This is a genomic window from Marinilactibacillus kalidii (genome assembly GCF_017599325.1).
Lineage (GTDB): Bacteria > Bacillota > Bacilli > Lactobacillales > Carnobacteriaceae_A > Marinilactibacillus > Marinilactibacillus kalidii.
Genome location: NZ_JAGFVM010000003.1, coordinates 125244 through 145599, shown reverse-complemented (window position 1 = coordinate 145599; position 20356 = coordinate 125244). Strand labels below are relative to the sequence as shown.

20 protein-coding genes, 1 tRNA gene and 1 riboswitch are annotated in these 20356 nt (G+C 36.8%); of the genes, 1 reads left to right on the top strand and 20 read right to left on the bottom strand.

All coding sequences use genetic code 11. From position 1 onward, the window contains the following. Positions 1 to 17: 17 nt before the first annotated feature. The 8 genes from J5J05_RS00920 to J5J05_RS00885 form a co-directional block, all read right to left on the bottom strand. Positions 18 to 1004, bottom strand: a complete 987-nt coding sequence (locus J5J05_RS00920) for a beta-ketoacyl-ACP synthase III (RefSeq protein ID WP_208558776.1) — start codon at positions 1002 to 1004, stop codon at positions 18 to 20. After that, positions 1001 to 1456: a fatty acid biosynthesis transcriptional regulator FabT gene (fabT, locus tag J5J05_RS00915; protein ID WP_208558775.1), complete on the bottom strand. Its 456-nt coding sequence runs from the start codon at positions 1454 to 1456 to the stop codon at positions 1001 to 1003. The genes J5J05_RS00920 and fabT overlap by 4 nt, the downstream gene beginning before the upstream one ends. 241 nt (positions 1457 to 1697) lie before the next feature. Further along, entirely contained in the window at positions 1698 to 2063 is a 366-nt protein-coding gene (locus J5J05_RS00910; RefSeq protein WP_208558774.1) for a DUF2187 family protein, read from the bottom strand. A 117-nt stretch (positions 2064 to 2180) separates the two neighbouring features. Then, positions 2181 to 2798 (bottom strand): alpha/beta hydrolase, encoded by a 618-nt coding sequence (locus J5J05_RS00905; protein WP_244244543.1) that lies wholly within the window; start codon positions 2796 to 2798, stop codon positions 2181 to 2183. A gap of 18 nt (positions 2799 to 2816) precedes the next feature. Then, a complete protein-coding gene (locus tag J5J05_RS00900; protein ID WP_208558773.1) occupies positions 2817 to 3257 on the bottom strand; it encodes a MarR family winged helix-turn-helix transcriptional regulator in 441 nt (146 codons plus the stop codon). An 85-nt stretch (positions 3258 to 3342) separates the two neighbouring features. Next, positions 3343 to 3915, bottom strand: coding sequence for an NADPH-dependent FMN reductase (locus tag J5J05_RS00895; RefSeq protein WP_244244542.1), 573 nt, complete (start codon positions 3913 to 3915; stop codon positions 3343 to 3345). A gap of 78 nt (positions 3916 to 3993) precedes the next feature. Beyond that, the gene (locus J5J05_RS00890; protein ID WP_208558772.1) at positions 3994 to 4554 is read right to left on the bottom strand and encodes a CDP-alcohol phosphatidyltransferase family protein; all 561 of its coding nucleotides are present in this window, start codon (positions 4552 to 4554) and stop codon (positions 3994 to 3996) included. Positions 4555 to 4679: 125 nt separating this feature from the next. Then, positions 4680 to 5168 carry a hypothetical protein gene (locus tag J5J05_RS00885; RefSeq protein ID WP_208558771.1) on the bottom strand — a complete coding sequence of 163 codons (489 nt, stop codon included), beginning with the start codon at positions 5166 to 5168 and terminating at the stop codon, positions 4680 to 4682. Positions 5169 to 5321: 153 nt separating this feature from the next. On the opposite strand from J5J05_RS00885, the gene J5J05_RS00880 reads away from it, so the two are divergent. Continuing rightward, positions 5322 to 5395, top strand: a tRNA-Arg gene (locus J5J05_RS00880). Between the two features lie 166 nt (positions 5396 to 5561). Here the strand turns inward: J5J05_RS00880 and glnA (J5J05_RS00875) are convergent. The 12 genes from glnA (J5J05_RS00875) to J5J05_RS00820 form a co-directional block, all read right to left on the bottom strand. Next, a complete protein-coding gene (gene glnA, locus J5J05_RS00875) occupies positions 5562 to 6905 on the bottom strand; it encodes a type I glutamate--ammonia ligase (protein ID WP_208558770.1) in 1344 nt (447 codons plus the stop codon). A gap of 306 nt (positions 6906 to 7211) precedes the next feature. Continuing rightward, complete coding sequence (gene glnA, locus J5J05_RS00870; RefSeq protein WP_208558769.1) at positions 7212 to 8552, bottom strand: type I glutamate--ammonia ligase; 1341 nt, start codon at positions 8550 to 8552, stop codon at positions 7212 to 7214. Positions 8553 to 8714: 162 nt separating this feature from the next. Then, on the bottom strand, positions 8715 to 9872 hold the full coding sequence (locus J5J05_RS00865; RefSeq protein ID WP_208558768.1) for an NAD(P)-dependent malic enzyme: 1158 nt from the start codon (positions 9870 to 9872) through the stop codon (positions 8715 to 8717). A gap of 132 nt (positions 9873 to 10004) precedes the next feature. Next, positions 10005 to 10280 carry an HU family DNA-binding protein gene (locus tag J5J05_RS00860; RefSeq protein ID WP_208558767.1) on the bottom strand — a complete coding sequence of 92 codons (276 nt, stop codon included), beginning with the start codon at positions 10278 to 10280 and terminating at the stop codon, positions 10005 to 10007. A gap of 324 nt (positions 10281 to 10604) precedes the next feature. Then, positions 10605 to 11918, bottom strand: coding sequence for a ribosome biogenesis GTPase Der (gene der / locus J5J05_RS00855; RefSeq protein ID WP_208558766.1), 1314 nt, complete (start codon positions 11916 to 11918; stop codon positions 10605 to 10607). A gap of 138 nt (positions 11919 to 12056) precedes the next feature. Beyond that, positions 12057 to 13457, bottom strand: a complete 1401-nt coding sequence (gene rpsA / locus J5J05_RS00850) for a 30S ribosomal protein S1 (RefSeq protein WP_425270338.1) — start codon at positions 13455 to 13457, stop codon at positions 12057 to 12059. Positions 13458 to 13545: 88 nt separating this feature from the next. Continuing rightward, positions 13546 to 14232 (bottom strand): (d)CMP kinase, encoded by a 687-nt coding sequence (cmk, locus tag J5J05_RS00845; protein ID WP_208558765.1) that lies wholly within the window; start codon positions 14230 to 14232, stop codon positions 13546 to 13548. Positions 14233 to 14267: 35 nt separating this feature from the next. Continuing rightward, complete coding sequence (locus J5J05_RS00840; protein WP_208558764.1) at positions 14268 to 14870, bottom strand: LysM peptidoglycan-binding domain-containing protein; 603 nt, start codon at positions 14868 to 14870, stop codon at positions 14268 to 14270. 48 nt (positions 14871 to 14918) lie between these two features. Continuing rightward, positions 14919 to 16373, bottom strand: a complete 1455-nt coding sequence (locus J5J05_RS00835) for a RecQ family ATP-dependent DNA helicase (protein ID WP_208558763.1) — start codon at positions 16371 to 16373, stop codon at positions 14919 to 14921. Then, positions 16363 to 17424 (bottom strand): YpbB family protein, encoded by a 1062-nt coding sequence (locus tag J5J05_RS00830; protein ID WP_208558762.1) that lies wholly within the window; start codon positions 17422 to 17424, stop codon positions 16363 to 16365. Before J5J05_RS00830 ends, J5J05_RS00835 begins: the two co-directional genes overlap by 11 nt. 110 nt (positions 17425 to 17534) lie before the next feature. Continuing rightward, a complete protein-coding gene (locus J5J05_RS00825) occupies positions 17535 to 18146 on the bottom strand; it encodes an ECF transporter S component (protein WP_208558761.1) in 612 nt (203 codons plus the stop codon). A gap of 186 nt (positions 18147 to 18332) precedes the next feature. Beyond that, positions 18333 to 18454, bottom strand: a riboswitch (FMN riboswitch). Between the two features lie 76 nt (positions 18455 to 18530). Further along, positions 18531 to 20354 carry a HAMP domain-containing sensor histidine kinase gene (locus J5J05_RS00820; protein ID WP_208558760.1) on the bottom strand — a complete coding sequence of 608 codons (1824 nt, stop codon included), beginning with the start codon at positions 20352 to 20354 and terminating at the stop codon, positions 18531 to 18533. Positions 20355 to 20356: the final 2 nt, after the last annotated feature.

The window sequence follows — 20356 nt, the reverse complement described above, 5'->3', positions numbered from 1 at the left end:
GGTTCCTCCAAATGTTTTTATAGTTTTATTAATAATGATCCCCATGTTAACCCGCCTCCAAAGCCAGTTAACACGATTGTTTGATTTGATCCGAGCTGAATGTCTCCTTGTTCAATTAATTCTTCTAATAGTATTGGTATGCTCGCCGCAGATGTATTTCCATAATGTTGAATATTTTGAGGAAACTTCTCTATTGGCTGTTTCAATTTTTTAGAAACTGCTTTAATGAGTCGAGCATTCGCTTGATGCAAGATAAAGTAATCAACATCGTTTAACTCGATTTGACTATCTTCTACAACATCTTTGACACTCTTGGGAACAGATCTAACAACAAAGTCAAAGATGTCTCGACCGCTCATTTTTAAATGAGCATCTGAAGTTGTCTTAGGTGTTATCGGGTTATTGACTGCTTGCTCCCCTGAGGTAAGCGCACTGCCTCTCGTTCCATCAGCATGAATATCTTCACTGACAAAACTATGCGTATGTTCGTTTCTTTCTAGCAACATACCCCCTGCACCATCTCCGAAAAGAACCGCTGTAGAACGATCTTCCCAATTGACTACCTTCGACATGACTTCTCCACCGATTACAAGCGCGTAACGATAAGGCGCAACAGACAACATCTTTTCCGCAACTGAACTCGCATAAACAAATCCTGAACAAGCAGCATTTAAATCAAATGCGAGTGCATTGACTGCTTGAATATTTCCCTGAACTTTACAGGCAACTGAAGGTGACTGAGAATCGGGTGACATAGTAGCGACAATAATCAAACCTATTTCACTAGCATCTACACCACTTTTTTCAAGAATTGATTCGGCCGCTTTTGTGCACAGATCAGATGTGTTCTCAGTTGTACTGATGTGTCGTTGTTTTATACCTGTTCGTGAACTAATCCATTCATCAGATGTATCTAACCATTTTGTCAGATCCTCGTTAGAGAGAATCTTTTCTGGAACATACTTTCCAACTGAACAAATTCTAACTTTTGCCTGATTACTCACTTCGGTAACTGCTCCTTTGTACGCTCTAAGAAATCATGTAGATTTTTTAAGCCTAGCGTTAAAATCTCTGATTGTTCCTTATCCATTTCCGCAATTGTTTCTTTCACCATATCTCTGTGGAACTTATCATGAAGTCTAAACAATAGACGACCCGTTTGACTCAAAGACAATTTCACAACTCTTCTATCATGATCTGTTCGAACGCGTTCTACATAGCCTTTACGAACTAGATTATTAACTGAGACAGTTAATGTACCTGCTGTCACACCTAGCTTTTTTGCTACTTCACTCGTTGTCAGCTGATCATACATGCCTATTGCTTCAATTGTGTGCATCTCTTTAATAGAGACATCTTTAAATCGACTCGACTGTAACGTTTTTTCTTCAATCATCAGTACATCATTGAATATCGTGACCAAATATCTATTGATTTCATTAACTAACGGATCCACACCAGCTCCCCCATTTCTATGCTTAGTCAATATACTTTGATTATCAAACTATTTGACTATCAAAATATAATATACATTTTAATCACTGTCAAGAAAAAAATGATTATGGAAAATTACTCACTTTAAAAACACCTCTATAACAAGTTTTAAATGATTTAAATTAAAAGTATTTTAATAAAAAAAAGCTATCTAGAGTGAGACTTCTTTTAGAAGTTTCACCCTAGATAGCTTAGATCTATCATTATTCAGTTTCATCAGTATCATCGCTTACTTGCTTTTTGAAGCCTTCGATATCCTTAAAATTGACAACTGTTTTCTCTTCCATCAAATCATGCATTCTTTCTGCTGATTGATCCCAGTTGATTTTAACGATAGCACTGTTCGTGAGCAATTTTTCGATTATACCTTCCATCGGTTCATCTCTAAAGAAAAAGATGATTTCATCTCCAATGTCTGGTCTTAAATCTTCTTTGATCGTTTCAATAATCTCGACAGCTTCTTTATAAGGCAAATCCAGTAAATTAGCAATTCGGGAGTTGCTGGCACCTTTTCGAAGTTCTGTTTCAACGAGAACCTGAACTTCATCGGTAATTTTTTCTTTAGCCATAAAAATCTCCTTAGTCTTATAATTTCAGATCTTTATTAAATGTTTCTCATCTATTATAACATAAAACAAAGGTGAAATCGATCAATGCCGACTTAAGATTTTCGAACCACGTTGAAACTATAGATTTTCATACCATATGGAAGCTGCATCAACTTCTGGATTTGATAAACGATGGCCATCTTGACCCCAATAGGTTTGAACGGAAGCACCTGCATTTTTAAGCATAGATTCAAGTTCTTCTGTCTCTTCTGGTGAACAAATCGGATCATTTTCTCCTGCTCCAATAAATATTCTTTGATTGGACAGATCGGGTAAGGCTAGTGATCTTGTAGGTACCATCGGATGAAGGAACATGCCTTGATAAAGGGTATCATTAAAGTGGAACAGTAAACTAGCAGCAATATTCGCACCATTAGAATACCCTATCGCTACAAGTTGGCGATTATCAAAACCGTACTCATTTGAAGCAGATTCTAGAAATGTGTTCAATTTAATCGTTTCAGCTTTTAAACTATCTTCGTCTAGAATACCCATTGCTTTTCTTTTAAAGAATCGATTCATTCCATTCTCGTCAATGTTTCCCCTCAAACTTAAAATGCCCGCTTGAGGATCGATCATTTTTGCTAATTGAATAAGATCATTCTCATCTCCGCCAGTACCATGCAATAGAAGAAAAATCGTTTTATTCCCCATAAGTGGCTCGCTGTAAATATGTTTGAATGAATCAATAGACATGCATTTTCCTCCTGCTACTTACTCTAATAGTTTAGCTGCTTTGTATCCGACTTCTTTCAATAGAGCTCTCAACTTATTAAGATCACTATCAGAAAGCTCTTTAAATAACTTTTCAATCGTCTCAGCATGTTGCGGAAAAATTTCTGCCATTTTCTTATGGCCATCTTCCGTCAGTTCCGCAAAAGTCACTCGTCTATCTTTGACGTCTGCTACACGCTTGACCAATCCCTTTTCTTCCAATCGGTCAATCACATATGTGATACTACTTGATGCGAGAAGGATTTTTTTACCAATCATCTGTATAGGCTGTTTTCCTTTATTGTATAGGTACTCCATCACTGTGAACTCTGTTGCATTCAAGTCATAAGAAGTCATGTCTTCTTTTACAACTCTTTCAACACTTGAAGCAGCTCTTAAGATAGTTGTTAAAGCTTTCAAAGAATCTTCATTTCTAGTCATCTCTTCACCTACTCATTTTATGCTTAATAATATATGAATTCGTAATAATTTACAACAGCTATTTACGCGTAAATGCTTTATCTACTTAAGCTTGTTTCTTTTCACGGACACCTTTCATGGCTTCTGTCCAAGGTATTAACTGTTCGATCATCGTGATGACTGTTTTAGTTTGCGCATCAGTTGGTTTTAACTCAGGGTAATCAAAATCGTAAAAAATAGATAATGCTGGATTCGTTCTAACATGTGCAACTTGGAATTCAGAAAGAACATTTCTTAGCTGTTCTGCTGAGCGTACGCCTCCTGACGAACCATAACTAACGATTCCGGCTGCTTTATCATTCAGTTCTTCGTATAAAAAGTCTAATGCATTTTTCAAAGCGCTCGGTATACCATGATTATATTCAGGGGTAATGAAGATATACCCATCTTTTTCAGTCATCTTTTTGGACCATGGCAACTGTTTTTCACGCTCCACTAACTCATCTGTAAAAGCTGGAGAAGTCGGCTCCGCGAAGACCGGTAAATCATAGTCTTTTATGTCAACGATTTCAAACTCTACGTCACTTTGTTCAATTGCTAATTGCTTAACCCATTTTGCAACATCCAGATTGACTCGGTTTTCTCTAATTGATCCTGTTACTATACCAATTTCCAACATTTTACTTCCTCCTTTAATTATCGGTTATAGTATAACATTCTATAAAAAAATATTAAAAACTTATCCATCGAAATAAGGTTATTTTGTTCCAGCGAACATTCTATATAATACGCTCAAATACCCTAAGAAGGCGACCACTTGAAAGAAACTTGTGATTATGACGACCGTTAACACATTTGATGAACTCATCTCAGGCATACTCACCAAAATAAACATACAGCCATAAAAGACGATTGTACCTATTTTTCCAAACCATTTGGCACCATTCATCATCAAACCTTTTCTCAAAAGAAAATAACTGATTAAAAAGATACTCATTTCTTTGACTATAAACAATATAAATAAATAGCGGATAATGGGCCATCTGATCATTAGTACACCCGCAACTGCTAATTGCGTTAGCTTATCTGCAATCGGATCAAGTACTTTACCTAAGACCGTTATCTGATTAAATCGACGAGCGATGATACCATCCAGTGCGTCTGTTAATCCTGATAAGAATAAAATACCTGTTGCTAAAAAATAATCTTGCACAGACTCTGCTTGCACATAGGTATAGCTAAAGATAGGAATTAAAACCAGTCTAAAATAAGATAATAGATTCGGTACTTTCAACCATTCTTCTTTATTGATTTTCATCACTATAATCACCTCTATTTGATATCAAAAAAGGAGACACCAAACGGTATCTCCTTCTCCAAAATCTTGGTCACAGTATAGATTTTTCTTATTAGCATTGTTCAGTCTCTAAGTTCATCAAGATCTTATTCGTCGCCTGTACGCTCTTGACTGCGATTGTCAGGATTAAAATTATCTTCATGCGTTTCAGCGTCTGTTCCTGGTTCTTTAAAATCGACGCCGAAACCTGGTGCAGATAGGTGGTCATCCATCGCTTTTTCAAAATCGCCTTTCTCATCTTCATCTTCTCTAGCAGGTTCTTTCTGGTTATCTAACGTTTTCTCTTTATTCACAGTTTCGTCTTGAAGAATCACATACCCGCCTCTTTGAATCGTATCTGCAAATAGTGTTGCATCTGAGTCATTCAATTTGTAAGCATCTCCAGCACTAGTAGCTGAAGTTTCATTTTTATCTATCGCCTCTACTTTAACATCTACCGCTTCATGTAATGATTCCACTTGTTCTTCCTTCGTAAATACCGTCAAGTGTTTCTTGACCATTTGATTCTCAATGGTTAGATCGTTGATTTTTGCCGAAACGTCATCGACTAACTGAAAGGTTGAGATTAATTTCATTTTGTTTCCTCCTAATAATACTGTTGTTAACTCAATACTATCAGAGTAATTTCCCTCCAACAAATCAGAAGACTTGTATAATAAAATAAAATTCTTGAATATCTGTTGACTTTTATCCAATAACCTTATATAATAATCTCTGTTGCTGTTATTGTTCTGATAGCTCAGCTGGATAGAGCATTCGCCTTCTAAGCGAACGGTCGGGGGTTCGAATCCCTCTCAGAACGTCAATATATACTATAGACATTCTATAGTAAGCATGTTAGCCCTCTTCTTTATTGAAGAGGGCTTTTTTTTGATTTATTAGATTAATAAATATTCATCTTATGAATGGTTGAAAAAGCAAAAAGAGGATACCTCTATTGGCATCCTCTTTTCCATCAGAATATTCGATTAATATAGATTTAAATATTGATCTTTTTCCCATTGGCTTACTGTTGCTTTGTATTGATCCCATTCTACTGTTTTTGTTGCGACAAAGTTTTTAAAGATATGTTCACCAAGTGCTTCAATAATAACAGCATCTTCTTTTAGATTTTGAACGGCTTCATGAAGGCTTCCTGGTAAAGATTCAATGCCTTTATCATCTAACTCTGCAGTATCCATTTCATAAATATTATCTGTTGTTGGGTCGACAGCTTTCAAATCGCGTTTGATTCCGTCTAAGCCAGCTTTTAGCATTACGGCTAATGCTAGGTAAGGATTCGTTGTAGGATCTACTGAACGTACTTCTAAACGAGTAGAAAGTCCTCTTGACTCTGGAACACGAATCATTGGTGTTCTGTTTCTCCCAGACCAAGCGATGTAAACAGGCGCTTCGTATCCTGGTACAAGACGTTTATATGAGTTAACCGTTGGATTCGTCACCGCAGTGAAAGCAGCAGCATGTTCCATTAGTCCAGCCATAAATTTATAAGCCGTATCACTTAGCTGCATTGGACCATTTTCGTCAAAGAAGGCATTGCCACTCTCATTAAATAATGACATATTACAGTGCATACCTGAACCATTGATGCCAAAGATTGGTTTAGCCATGAATGTAGCATGAAGACCATATTTTCTAGCAACAGTTTTTACAATCAATTTAAATGTCTGGATATTATCACAAGCTTCTACAGCATTCGCATATTTCCAGTCAATTTCATGTTGTCCTGGTGCAACCTCGTGGTGACTTGCTTCAATCTCAAAACCTAAATCTTCTAATTCAAGCACAATATCTCTGCGACAATTTTCCGCAAGGTCATTTGGTGCTAAATCGAAATAACCACCATTATCGTTTAGGTTTTCTGTTACTTCATCGTTTTCGTTCAATTTAAACAAGAAGAATTCTGGTTCAGGTCCTAAGTTGAATTCAGTGAAGCCCATATCTTCCGCTTCTTTTAAAATACGTTTCAAGTTCGTACGTGGATCTCCAACAAATGGTGTACCATCTGGATTGGTAATATCACAAATCAATCTTGCAACTTTTCCTTTTTTAGAAGAATCTGTTTCCCATGAGAATACTAACCAAGTATCTAAGTCGGGACTTAAGTACATATCTGATTCTTGAATTCTAACGAATCCTTCAATAGAAGAGCCATCAAACATCATTTGGCCGTCTAAAACTTTATCTAACTGACTGATAGGTACTTCTACGTTTTTGATGATCCCCAAAATGTCTGTAAACATCAGTCTTAAAAAGCGTACATTTTTTTCTTTTACCTGGTCTTTTATGTATTCTTTAGTGGTCGTTGTCAATTTATTTCCTCCTAATAGTTGAATGGTTCATTTAATTTTATGAGTGCTTAATGAGTACTTACGAAGAATAGCACCCTCTTATAACAGAATCAACACCAACTGAACAAGTAAAAGGCAAAGGAGCATTTACCTTACTTAATTAGAATGAAAGCCCTATCACGTTTCGATAATTAACCAAACCGAGCTATACCACTTATTTTCCAGCATACAAAAATAGCGACATAATAGAATATTCAGTGATTTAACGATTAAACCACTTTCATCTATTACGTCGCCTAATTTATTTAATTCAAGTCAATTTGATTATTAGTATAGTTCAAAATAGCGCTTAGTTTCCCACTCTGAAACTGCTAGCGAGTAATTAGCCCAGTCTTGTTCCTTAGCTGAAACAAATCGTTCGTAGATGTGTTGTCCTAACCCATCTTGAATCGTTTGATCTTGCTTAAGGTTCTGAACCGCTTCGTAAAGCGTTCTTGGAAGGGATTCAATATTATTTTCATTTCTTTCGATTTGATCCATATTAAATATATCTCTGTTTACTGGGTTAGGCGCTGTTTTCGCTTCGCTAATTCCTTTTAATCCAGCTTTAAGTAACACAGCTAAAGCTAGGTAAGGATTCGCACTAGGATCGACACTTCTTAACTCTACTCGAGTAGACATGCCTCTAGAAGCCGGTACACGAACAAGCGGTGTACGGTTCGTCCCAGACCAAGCGACATATACAGGCGCTTCGAATCCTGGTGTTAATCGTTTATATGAGTTAACGATTGGATTACAAATGGCAGTATAAGATTTCGCATGGTCTAAAATCCCAGCGATAAATTGATAAGCTGTGCTACTGAGTTGTTCAGCATCATTCTCATCAAAAAATGCATTTCCTTCTTCTGTAAAGAGAGACATGTTGAAATGCATACCTGAACCACTAATATTAGCAGTTGGTTTAGGCATAAAGGTAGCGTGCAAGCCATGCTTACGAGCAACTGTTTTAACAATCAATTTAAATGTCTGGATGTTATCACATGCTTCAATAGCATCTGCATATTTCCAGTCGATTTCGTGTTGACCTGGTGCAACTTCATGGTGACTTGCTTCGATTTCGAAGCCAAGTGCTTCCAATTCTAAAACAATATCTCTACGGCAATTTTCTGCCAAGTCAGTTGGTGCTAAGTCAAAGTATCCACCGTTATCATTCAGTGTTTTACTTGGATTTCCATTTTCATCAAGCTTGAATAAGAAAAATTCTGGTTCTGGCCCTAAGTTGAATTCAGTAAATCCAGCATCATTCATCTCCGTTAGCACACGACGTAGATTACTTCTTGGGTCACCTGCGAAAGGTGTCCCATCTGGATTGTAAACATCACAAATGAATCGTGCGATGGTACCTTTTACTGTTTCTAGTTCCCATGGAAAAACTAACCATGTATCCAGATCTGGATGCAACTTCATGTCACTTTGATCGATATCTACAAATCCATCGATTGAAGAACCATCAAAAGCGATTTCGTTATCCATTACTTTTTCTAACTGACTTACAGGCACTTCTACATTCTTAATAATTCCGTCGATATCTGTAAACATTAGCCTTAAAAAGCGCACCTCTGCTTTTTTAGCTTGTTTTAGAATTTCCTCTTTGGTTATGGAGGACATTGGTCAACACTCATCCTTTCGAATTTCCTTTAATTTTATCCTTTATTAGACTAAAGGATGCGCACCCCCGTTGTCAAATCATATGTTTATTTAACACGTTTTCACTAATTTCATTCCTGTTGCTTTTTAGAACGCTAGTTTACGCATTATCCTCTAGTGGATTCAATCGGCAGCCTCCATGACACTTTTCGCAACAATTTCTACTACTTGCTCATCAAATACGTTCGGAATAATATTTTCAGTTGTTAATTCATTATCGGGAATGGCTTGCGCGATTCCTTTTGCAGCTGCTAATTGCATGCTGTCTGTAATGTCTCTAGCTCTAGCATCTAATGCCCCTCTGAATATCCCAGGAAAGGCTAATACATTATTGATCTGGTTTGGAAAGTCACTTCTCCCCGTTCCTACGATATAGGCACCCGCTTCTTTTGCTTCCGCTGGATCAATTTCAGGTTGAGGGTTTGCCATAGCGAAGATAATGGGTTTTTGATTCATTGATTTTATCCAATCTTTTTTCAGAACATTCGGTGCTGAAACACCAATAAACAAATCAGCCTCTTCCAGCGCTTTCTTTAAATCACCTTGAATATTTTTCTGATTGGTCATCTCCGCTATTTCTATATGACGATCATCAATTTGTAAGTCGTTTGAAGCGATGATTCCTTTTTGGTCAACAAGTAATAAATTCTCTGCACCAGCAAGCAACAACTTTTTAGCAATCGCTATTCCAGCTGCACCAGCACCGTTAATAACGATTTTCACTTTACTGATCTCTTTATCAGCCAGTTTTAAAGCATTGATTGTTGCTGCCAATACAACGATAGCCGTACCATGTTGGTCATCATGGAATACAGGTATATCGAGTTCTTCTTTTAATCTACGCTCAATCTCAAAACATCTTGGTGCACTAATATCTTCGAGATTGATCCCACCAAAAGAAGGTGCAATCGCTTTGACATGTGCAACGATTTCGTCAACATCTTGGGTGTCCAAAGAAAGTGGCACCGCATCTACCCCAGCAAAACGCTTGAAAAGTGCTGCTTTTCCTTCCATAACCGGTATCGCCGCTTCAGGACCAATGTTACCCAGACCAAGGACGGCAGAGCCATCTGTAACAACCGCTACAAGATTTTTTTTGGATGTATATGTATAAGCCTTTTCTTTATCTTTAGCGATCTCTGCACTTACAGCGGCTACTCCGGGTGTGTATGCAATCGCTAGGTCTTCCATTGAATTGATACTGACTTTAGATGTAACTTCTATTTTACCACCTAATTGTTTACTGATTTCAAGTGCTTTTTCTTTCGCATCCATTTTCATCTCTCCTCATTTTCATACTACTGTTTTCAGTATACTAATTTTCATGTGTTTATCAATACTTCACTAAAACAAAAAGAGCTCCGTTCCACAAGGGAACAGAGACTCTATAAAAGTATCTACTTTTTCTACGTACTATTTCACTGCATCTTTAAGCGCTTTACCCGCTTTGAATGCAGGTACTTTGCTTGCAGGGATTTGGATTTCTTCCCCAGTTTGAGGATTACGTCCTTTACGTGCAGCGCGATCACGAACTTCAAAGTTACCAAAGCCAATTACTTGAACTTTCTCTCCGTTAGCTAGTGATTCTTTGATTGTTTCGAATACTGATTCAACTGCAGCAGTAGCGTCCTTTTTAGTAAGGTCAGTAGCTGCTGAAACTTTTTCGATTAATTCTGCTTTATTAGCCATCGTACATTTTCACCTCCTCATAAGAAGATCCATGTAAGCCCTCAAATGTGACTCACGATCTTTCAAAACATCCCTTTAATAAAAAAATGAATGTGTTGGGTGAAATAGTCTTCTTACGACATTTCATTTAAAAAGATACCATAGAAACGTTGATACTGCAATGATTTTGTTGAAAAGAATCATTAAACTTTATTTTAATTGACTTAGTGTTTTTCTCTTGACTTATTGAAAGATTTCTTATTCTTTCGATTGCAAGCATAGACAGTCTTAATCGCATTAACCTAGTCTGATATTGAAGATTGCCTAAAATAGCTAGACTAGTCTCTACGTACGTCTGCGGGCTATAATGTGTATCGGCGTTCCCTCAAAATCAAAAGTAGCTCTGAAACGGTTCTCTAGATATCGTTTATATGAAAAATGAAGTAATTCAGGGTCATTAACAAAAATGATAAAGGTCGGTGGGCTTACACTAACTTGTGTTGTATAGTAGATTTTCAATCTACGTCCTTTATCTGTCGGTGTAGGATTCGTTGCAACGGCATCCATTACCACATCATTCAAAATAGAAGACTGAATACGCAAGTGCTGATTCGTATAAACTTTTTCAATCAAATCAGGTAATTTATCTAAGCGTTTTTTGGTCAGCGCAGATACAAATACCACAGGCGCATAACTCAAGTATCTGAATTCTTCTCTTACTTCTAATTCGAAGTCTCTCAGTGTGTTCGTTTCTTTTTCCACTGTATCCCATTTATTTACAACAATGATGATTCCTTTACCCGCTTCATGCGCATAACCGAATACCTTTTTATCTTGTTCTCTAATACCTTCTTCAGCATTAATGACACAAAGGACGACCTCAGAGCGTTCAATCGCTCTCATTGCTCGTAACACACTATATTTCTCTGTGCTCTCATAAACCTTACCTTTTTTACGGATACCGGCTGTATCGATGATGGCAAATTCTCTACCATCTTCTGTTTCAAATTTCGTATCAACAGCTTCTCTTGTCGTACCAGCTATATCTGAAACAATCACGCGGTCTTCACCGATAATTGCATTCACTAAACTAGATTTCCCTACATTAGGTCTACCAATTAAACTGAAACGAATCGTTCCTTCATCAAAATCATCTTCCAAATCTTCTGGAAACTCTTTAATAACCGCATCCAGTAAATCTCCTAGACCTAAACCATGGGAACCTGATATAGGAAATGGATCTCCTAGACCTAAAGAATAGAATTCGTAACTATATGTTCTTGATTCAGGATTGTCTGCTTTATTGACGGCCAAGACAACTGGTTTCCCAGAACGGTAAAGCATCGGTGCAACTTGTTCATCTGCATCAGTGACACCCTCGCGTATACTTGCTAGCATGATGATCACATCTGCTTCATCAATAGCGATTTGAGCTTGGTTTCTAATTTGCGCGTTCAATGGCTCATCTTCCATTGTGATTCCACCAGTATCAATCAACGTAAATTCTTTTCCTAACCACTCTGCACTTGCATAAATTCTATCACGTGTTACGCCTGAAACATCTTCAACTATGGAGATACGTTCTCCAACTATACGATTAAATATTGTAGACTTTCCAACGTTCGGACGTCCTACTATTGCTACTACAGGTTTTGTCATAAACGTTCACCTTCTTTCTTGAATTTTGTGTAGGATAAATATCGGTTTTCAAAAACATACACCCAACCCCGCAAAACAGAAAATCGTTTCAGCGGGTTTGGGTGCTATCATTTTAATGAATTAAAAGATAAAGTATGCTTACTCTTGATCGTCATTGTTCATAAGGCTAGATAATTGATCGCCGATTTGGTCACCTAAAGTGAATGAACCATCTTCGTCATCATCACCGAATGAAGATTTTGCTGCTTGTGGTTTAGGCGATGCAGATTTTTTTGGTTTACTTGCTGGTTTTGGTGCTTGTTCAGGCGCTTCTTCAAGTGCTTTAATACTTAAAGAGATACGTTCTTCTGAAGGACTAACGCTTAATACCTTCACTTGGATTTCTTCGTCTTTAGCGACAACTTCATGTGGTGTTTCAACATGTTTGTGTGCCATTTCAGAAATGTGAACAAGACCTTCAACGCCAGGTTTAACTTCAACAAAAGCACCGAAGTCAGTTACACGTTTAACCGTTCCTGTGACAACAGATCCTTCAGGTAATTCTTCTTCAAGATTATCCCAAGGTCCAGCTAAAGTATCTTTAATAGATAGAGAGATACGTTCTTTGTCTCTGTCTACACCTAATACTTTAACTTCTACTTCATCACCGGTAGCTAATTTTTCTTTTGGATGTCCAATTCTTTCGTGAGAAATCTCAGAAATATGAACGAGTCCATCAACGCCACCTAAATTGACGAAAGCACCAAAGTTTGTCAATCTAACGACTGTCCCTTTGACTGTTGAACCTTCTTCTAATGCATCAAATGCTTCTTCTTTCATTTTAGACTGTTCTGCAGCCATCAATGCTTTTCTAGAAAGAATCAATTGACGTTCATTTGGATCAATTTCAAGAATTTTAAATGTATACGTTTGACCTTCAAATTGATTCAAGTCGCTAACGTATGAAACGTCCATTTGTGAGGCAGGAACAAATCCTCTCACGCCGGCATCTACAGTTAAACCACCTTTTACAACACGTGTAACAGGTGCTTCGATCGTTCCACCATTATCATATACAGTTTGTAGTTCTTCCCAGACTTTTCTTTGGTCTACGCGTTTTTTAGATAAAACGAAACTGCCTTGCTCTTTATCTTTAACATCACGTAAAACCACTACATCGATAACATCTCCAACACTAACAACGTCAGAAGGATGTTCGAAGCGTTCAGTTGATAGTTCTTTAGGAGGAATGATTCCTTCTTGTCCTCCACCAAGTCCTACGATAACTTGTTTGTCATTGTCGATAACGAGAACTTCGCCTTGCACTAAGTCACCTGGTGTAATATCTACTACATCTCTCAACACATCAGACATTGACTCTGAGTCAGCATCTGATGAACCAACAGCTGCTTGAACTTGTGCATCTTCATTCTCTGCAAGTACGTCTTCTGGATCTGTACCTTCAGGAGAATTAACGATCACTTGATCTTCTGCAACATCTTGTGATTCTTGATCTACTGCGTTATTTTCTAATTCGTTTGAATTTTCTTTGTCTGTCATTATAATTGTGCCTCCCAATACCAATATTTCTACTCTTTTAATTGTACATAAAATAAGCTTATTTTTCCACTAAAACATTTGGAGCAGCTTATTTGTCGAATTCAGGATGTTTTTCAAAAATTATTTTCTTGATTTTTTCAACAACTTCTTCTATCGACATGGCAGTCGTATCTATCTCAATAGCATCTTCTGCTTTTTTCAAAGGGGATACTTCTCTAGTTGAATCTTTGTAGTCCCGTTCACTGATTTCTTGTTTTAATATTGTTAAATCAGAATCGATTCCTTTTTCTTTGTTCTCTTTATATCGTCTTTCTGCTCTTTCATCGACACTGGCGATTAAAAAGATTTTTAGGCTTGCCTTTGGTAGAACGACCGTCCCAATATCTCTACCGTCCATAATCACGCTTTTGCTTGATGCCATTTCTCTTTGTCTTTCAACTAGAACAGTTCGAACGTCTGGATGAGCTGCCACTACAGACACGGCGTTGGTTACGTCGTTCTGTCTGATTGCCATCGTGATTTCTTCTTCATTGTAATAGACTCTTTGTCCATCTTCTGTTCTTTTGAAATCAATCGAGGAATGTTTCAATTCATTCACAAGCGCTTCTTGATTTTCTAAGGCAATACTCTTTCTAAGTGCCATTAATGTTATTGCACGGTACATTGCACCACTATCCACATAAATCAGATTCAAGTCGTCTGCAATTTTTTTAGCTACCGTACTTTTCCCTGATGAGGCAGGTCCATCAATAGCAACAGTCAATTGATTATTCAATACATCTTCACACTTTCACATTTAATTTAAAAGGATTAACGAACTTTTAATACTTGACCAACGAACACTGTTTCACTTGATAAACCATTCAATTGCATTAATTCTTGTGTAGTCATGCCATGATTTAATGCAATTCTGTACATATTATCGCCTGCTTTAACCGTGTACGTTTCTCCGACTGGTGCTGGTGTTTCTTCTGCGGGTTCGGGTTCGGGTTCAGGTGCTGGCTCCGGTTCTGGCGCTGGCTCCGGTTCGGGTTCTGGCTCGGGTTCTGGTTCTGGTTCTGGTTCCGGATCTGGTGCTGGCTCCGGTTCGGGATCTGGTTCTGGTTCGGGATCTGGTTCTGGTTCTGGATCAGCTTCAGAATCTGTATCTTCTTTTTCATTTCCTTTTTGTGCTACGTTAGGTTCATCAGGTGTACCATAATTAGGTTCCTTGCTACTATACCAAGCATATGTACCTAAAGTAACCACAATAATTAAAACCAAAAAGACGACCGTAACCGTCAATATAGGAGAAATGCTTTTCTCGCGTTCTCTTTTAGCTTTTCGAGACATAGCTTGCTCGTCGTAATCGACTTCATCATCAAATCGTTTTGACCAGAGTTCTTCCATTGACTCGCGATCTTTCTTACTCATGGTTTTTCCTCCTTCAATTCTATCATAGTTATTGTATCATATTTTAGCTTAATTCATAGATTCTTCATCAATTTTATACAATTGTTTAAAGCGTGTTTTCCAGTCTAGTTTTTCAGTGTTTTTATTCGTCCGTTCTATATCTTCACTAAAAAAATGTTGCTCAAGGCTAGGGTCACAACTGCTGCAACAATTAGCTGGTTTATTCATGACAGCTTCATCAAAATAATGGAGTAAAAAAGCTCTTTTGCATCCAGTATGATAGACATATTTCAACATATAATCAAGCTGGTTTTGTTTTAGTTTTTCCCTGTTTTGTATTTGATAAAGTGCAACATTGTATGGTATCTCTGCATTAACGTAAAACTGCCCAATCTGCACTTTTGGATCAGCTTGTTCGGCTTTGATTTTAAGGTTATTTTTATAGATATAATTCAATAGCGATTCGTCCGGTAAGGCATTTTCTTGCAGCCGCATCTGCAAGTATTGGTCTCCAGCTTCGAATAACAAAATTGCTATCCCTTCTTTTCCATCTCGACTACATCTGCCAATTTCTTGCAGATACATTTCTGGATTAGCAGGCATATGGTAATGGATGACAAAACGAATATCCGGTTTATCAATACCCATACCAAAAGCACTCGTAGCACAGATAAGTTGAATTGTGTTATCTATAAATTGTTGTTGAACTTTCACTTTATCATCTACAGTCAAATCTGAATGGTAACTTTCAGCTTTGAGACCATGATCAGTGCGAAGGGTTTCAGCAATTTCATCAGCTAATTTTTTACTAGAGAAATAAATGACCCCAGCGCCTTTCAGTTGGTTTACTAGTTCTGTTAGTCGTTCTTTTTTATTACCATCACAAATAGCTACTTTTAGTTTAATGGCCTTCCGATCTACTGAATGTATGATTTCTTGAGTTTCTTCATGATTCATATGCAAAGATTCTTTAATTTCATTACGAACAGACTCAGTGGCAGTCGCAGTCAAAGCCATCGTCGTTGGATTATTCAATTTACGTCTGATCTCGCCCATTTTAAGGTAATCTGGTCGGAAATCCATTCCCCATTGGGATATACAATGGGCTTCATCTACTACAAACAGCGCTATTTTTAATTGTTTTAATCTCTGCATCAGGAAGTCGAATTGAATCATTTCAGGCGAAATATATAAAAATTTTAGTAAGTGAAGTTGCTTGAAGATTCGATTCTTCTCAGCTCTTGAGGAAAGGCTGTTTAAAGCCGCTACTTGTCTTTCACCATTAGCTTTGAGTTTTTCAACTTGATCCTGCATTAATGACAATAATGGAGAAACAATAACCACTAGCCCTTCTTTCATATACCCTGGTAATTGATAGCAAATCGATTTACCACTTCCAGTTGGCAACATGACTAAAGAGTCTTGACTTTGTAACGCGGCTAAAATAGCTTCTTCTTGACCTGGTCTAAAAGTACGATAGTTGAATTTTTTTAAAAGTATTTGTTCTAGTGTTTTATCTACCATTTCGAATCCTTTCGATTTCAATCAGTCTGAACCACATAAATAACATATCAGGTTGTTCGACTTTCGCTTGCTTAAACATATAAGATGGCTGCTGAAGGAATGATTGTTTTAACTTCATGTAAATTTCTTTCGGAATAAAAGGTGTGAAGTCGAAATCTGGATGAATCAAATAGATTTCCAATATATGCTCACGTATCGTACTGATTTTTAACTTTCTTATTTCTGAAACTTCTTCTAAACCTTTACCTTCTCCTATCATGTAGTAGGTATCAAGTGTACTCTTGGATAGACCAAAGTAAGTTCTTTTATCGAGATAGTCAACGAAGTCGTTTAGTAACGTTCCTTTTTCAGATCGACTTTTCTTAATGATTGTTTCCATTACTTGTTCGGTTCGAATAATTAGTTCGAATGGTTCCATATCGAGCTCTTCTGCTAATTGTCGATTGGTTCTACCTACAAATGGATGACCAGTTAATTTCCCCACAACTATGTATGCTTCTTCTTCAGAGAGTGCATTCAGCAGACGATACAACTCATTTGACCATTGTTGTGCTAGTTGATCCATTTTTTCAGGTTGATTAGATAACCACATTTTTATTGATTCTTGATGGACTGGATCCTTTATTGTTGGACTATATTTATTATTTTCATATCGCTTTTCAGAAAATATCTGTCCTAGTAATTGAAACTGGTAATAAAAAGGTGTTCTAAGCGTTGCATTTTCTAAAGATGTGATTGAGTCTGGAAAAGCGTGCTGATTAAAATACTGGGCTACTTGGTTTATTCCTTTTTCCGTTTTTATGTAGCCATCTTGCTCTGTACCTTCAAGCAACTGTTCTCTGACAAGTTGATTGATCAACTTTTGAAGTTGTTCTTTAGTGAGTTCTTTAAATAGCCCAAATGCGGGATGCAACTGCTCATTTTCTACTTTGTACAATATAGAAGGGGTTCTTCTACCGTTAAAGACATGAATCAATTGAGAGCTTTTCGAAGGATAATCTTTATTGAATAATTTGAGTATAAACATCAAGAAATAACGGTACTGTTTCATCTTTACGCCTCCTTCTTCTTTTCAGAATACACGCTCTCTTACTTGATTTCAATAAAAAAAGGCGGTCATAAAGACCCACCTTTTAAATCGTGTTAGTTGAATGATACTCATTAATTCTCGTTATCAAATACATAATGTTTATTATGCTTTATATATAGCTTTGTTCTTGATTTAACTAACCAAGGTTTCAATTTTTGGAATGCTACGAAAAAGACAACTGATACAATCGGTGCTTTAATCAGATTAAAAGGAACGATTGATAGAAGTAAGTATTCTCTTATCGGTCCAACTGAAAATCCCATCACAGCAAGATAAGCTGGAATCAAAAATACATAATTCAAGAGTGCCATTACCGCACTCAAAGACAATGTACTCGCAATCGTAGCAACAATTTTATGTCTCAATCTCATACCAAGTTTTGTAATAATTAAATACATCGGTAATGTGAAGGACAATGAAGCGATAAATTGTGCAGCATCTCCGATAGGTAAGCCTGCTTCTCCACCAGATTGTGCATAGGATAATAGCGAACGAATAAATGCTATCGCTATCCCACCTACTGGACCATACATATACATGCCAAACAGAATAGGTAGATCACTAAAATCGATCTTAAGAAATGATGCTGTTGGTAAAATAGGAAATGCAAACATAGAGATGATCCATGCCAGTGAAGCTAATACTGCGATACCGACTACTTTTTGTGTTTTATTGCTTGACATTAAAAATCCTCCTAGAAGGATTCATCCTGGTTAGGGTATTGAACTTATTGATGCTTACATCTATTGTTCCTGTCAATCCGAAATGGATTTAAAAGAGCTATTGTACTCTAGAAATACAAAAACTCTGTTCAAATCCACTTCAGGAAATGAACAGAGCTAAATAGACGTAGTATATCAGTCAAAAAGCTCCATCTTCTTTATACCAGACTATACTGTCGGTACTGGAATTACACCAGTTCAGCAAAACACTGTTTCGCTCGTGGACTTTACCACCGGTCGGGATTTGCACCCTGCCCCTGAAGATGAATCATATTATTTTTTTACTTATATTTTATAAGCACACTTATATTATACAAGAACCATTGAAAAAGTCAATAGCATACTTTAAAAGGTATCATATGGATTCATTCCGTCTGGATGAATCGGTAGATGAATGATGAAAGTCGAGCCTCTTCCAAGTGTTGACTCAACACTTAATCTTCCCCCATGTGCTTCGATAATACTTTGTACCACGGACAATCCTATACCCGTACCAGTAGCATTGTCTGAATAATTTTTTCTGGATTTGTCTGCTTTAAAGAAACGATCGAAAATATAAGGTACATCTTCTTTAGGGATACCTGTGCCAGTATCACTAACTTCCAAGATGATCTCTTCAAGGTTCGTATCCTCAAAAAGTCTCAAAGTAACAGTCTTAGCGGCTTTATCGGTCATACCCGTATGTCTGATGGCATTATTGATTAAATTCACAAAAACTTGATCCATTTTATCTTTATCGATCGATAATAAAATGGTTTCGTCTGGAACATCTAAATTAATCGTAACATTTACTTCAGACGCCATCTTCTTGAACCTAGCAACTAATGTGCTAAGATATCGGTTTAAATCAATCGAATCTTTCTCAATCTCAATAAATCCTGCTTCCATTCTTGATAGATCAAGCATTTCATTAACCATTCGATTCATACGTTGTGACTCATCACTAATGATTTGAGCCATTTCTTTTTTCTCATCAATCGTTTCAGCAATATCATCAATAATTGCCTCACTATATCCTTGGACCATTACTAATGGTGTTCTCAGCTCGTGTGAAATGTTATTGATAAAATCTACACGCATTTTATCTAATCGATGTTCATGTGTTAAATCTTTTGTAGAAACCAGGATTCCACGAATTTCTAACGTATCATCTTCTATGAGCGGTAAAATCGTTACTTCATAATAGAATTCAACCATTTCTATATTGAATTGAGAGAATTTTTTGGTTTCAACAGCTTCTTTAAGATTAAGTTCAATATCTACATAATCATCTTTACTAGAAAAATTCCCTTTTTCAACTTGATATTGAGTAAGAAATAGTTCGCCAGCAGGATTAGAAAGAATCAAGGTTTGATCAGAATCATAGTACAATATACCTGTATCTATACTCGTCATGATATGAGACAAAAGCTCTTTTTCTTGTCTAACAACCGTTCGATTTGTTTCAAGTGAATGACCCATTTTATTCATGGCCATTGCAAGTTCAGACAAATCATCTCTTCCAGAAACAGGTAATTGATGACTGAAATCATCTCTGGCATAATCAAAAGCGATATTCGTCATTGCATTGATTGGCTCAGAAATATTTCTGCGAAGATAAAGGTAATAAAGATAACTCAAGAAAATGCTAAATAAGATAAGTATAACTAATGCAATCGCGACTGTTCGTTCAATCGCAGCAACGAAAGAAAGATCTGCATAAGCATAAAAAGTCAATTGTTCATTTTGATACTCAATATGTTTGATATGGAAAATATATGGAATCTTGCTTTTGTACTCGGGGTTTGAATCAGATCGTACATGAATTTCTTGGTTTGCTTCGATGTCTGCTACCAATTTTGGATTGCTGATTACTCTCTGATAAACATCATCAGAAAACTGGAGGTTCCACTCTGCTTCGTTATGAACATCTTGACTATCAGAACGCATGGCAAAATTCAGTTTCGAATGGATGACATTAGCTTCCTGAAGATATTCAATTATATAATCAGGATCGCTATTTGAAAGTTCTTCTACATTTTGCATAAAAGATTCATAGTCATTCAAATAATTTTGCTTGATTTGTTCAGAATAAAAGTGGGCATAAAATAGCGATGTGGCAATAAGTGAAAAAAGGATTAGTCCAGAAGTAATCAGCCAAATTCTAATGGCTACGATATTCAGCTTCATAC

What these genes read in the sequence shown, in the direction of transcription:
- J5J05_RS00865 (WP_208558768.1), bottom strand. Translation starts at nt 9,872, where the DNA reads ATGAAAATGGATGCGAAAGAAAAAGCACTTGAAATCAGTAAACAATTA.
- J5J05_RS00835 (WP_208558763.1), bottom strand. Translation starts at nt 16,373, where the DNA reads ATGGTAGATAAAACACTAGAACAAATACTTTTAAAAAAATTCAACTAT.
- J5J05_RS00905 (WP_244244543.1), bottom strand. Translation starts at nt 2,798, where the DNA reads ATGTCTATTGATTCATTCAAACATATTTACAGCGAGCCACTTATGGGG.
- glnA (WP_208558769.1), bottom strand. Translation starts at nt 8,552, where the DNA reads ATGTCCTCCATAACCAAAGAGGAAATTCTAAAACAAGCTAAAAAAGCA.
- J5J05_RS00895 (WP_244244542.1), bottom strand. Translation starts at nt 3,915, where the DNA reads ATGTTGGAAATTGGTATAGTAACAGGATCAATTAGAGAAAACCGAGTC.
- J5J05_RS00825 (WP_208558761.1), bottom strand. Translation starts at nt 18,146, where the DNA reads ATGTCAAGCAATAAAACACAAAAAGTAGTCGGTATCGCAGTATTAGCT.
- J5J05_RS00860 (WP_208558767.1), bottom strand. Translation starts at nt 10,280, where the DNA reads ATGGCTAATAAAGCAGAATTAATCGAAAAAGTTTCAGCAGCTACTGAC.
- J5J05_RS00885 (WP_208558771.1), bottom strand. Translation starts at nt 5,168, where the DNA reads ATGAAATTAATCTCAACCTTTCAGTTAGTCGATGACGTTTCGGCAAAA.
- der (WP_208558766.1), bottom strand. Translation starts at nt 11,918, where the DNA reads ATGACAAAACCTGTAGTAGCAATAGTAGGACGTCCGAACGTTGGAAAG.
- J5J05_RS00840 (WP_208558764.1), bottom strand. Translation starts at nt 14,870, where the DNA reads ATGAGTAAGAAAGATCGCGAGTCAATGGAAGAACTCTGGTCAAAACGA.
- J5J05_RS00900 (WP_208558773.1), bottom strand. Translation starts at nt 3,257, where the DNA reads ATGACTAGAAATGAAGATTCTTTGAAAGCTTTAACAACTATCTTAAGA.
- rpsA (WP_425270338.1), bottom strand. Translation starts at nt 13,457, where the DNA reads ATGACAGACAAAGAAAATTCAAACGAATTAGAAAATAACGCAGTAGAT.
- J5J05_RS00820 (WP_208558760.1), bottom strand. Translation starts at nt 20,354, where the DNA reads ATGAAGCTGAATATCGTAGCCATTAGAATTTGGCTGATTACTTCTGGA.
- J5J05_RS00890 (WP_208558772.1), bottom strand. Translation starts at nt 4,554, where the DNA reads ATGAAAATCAATAAAGAAGAATGGTTGAAAGTACCGAATCTATTATCT.
- J5J05_RS00830 (WP_208558762.1), bottom strand. Translation starts at nt 17,424, where the DNA reads ATGAAACAGTACCGTTATTTCTTGATGTTTATACTCAAATTATTCAAT.
- J5J05_RS00910 (WP_208558774.1), bottom strand. Translation starts at nt 2,063, where the DNA reads ATGGCTAAAGAAAAAATTACCGATGAAGTTCAGGTTCTCGTTGAAACA.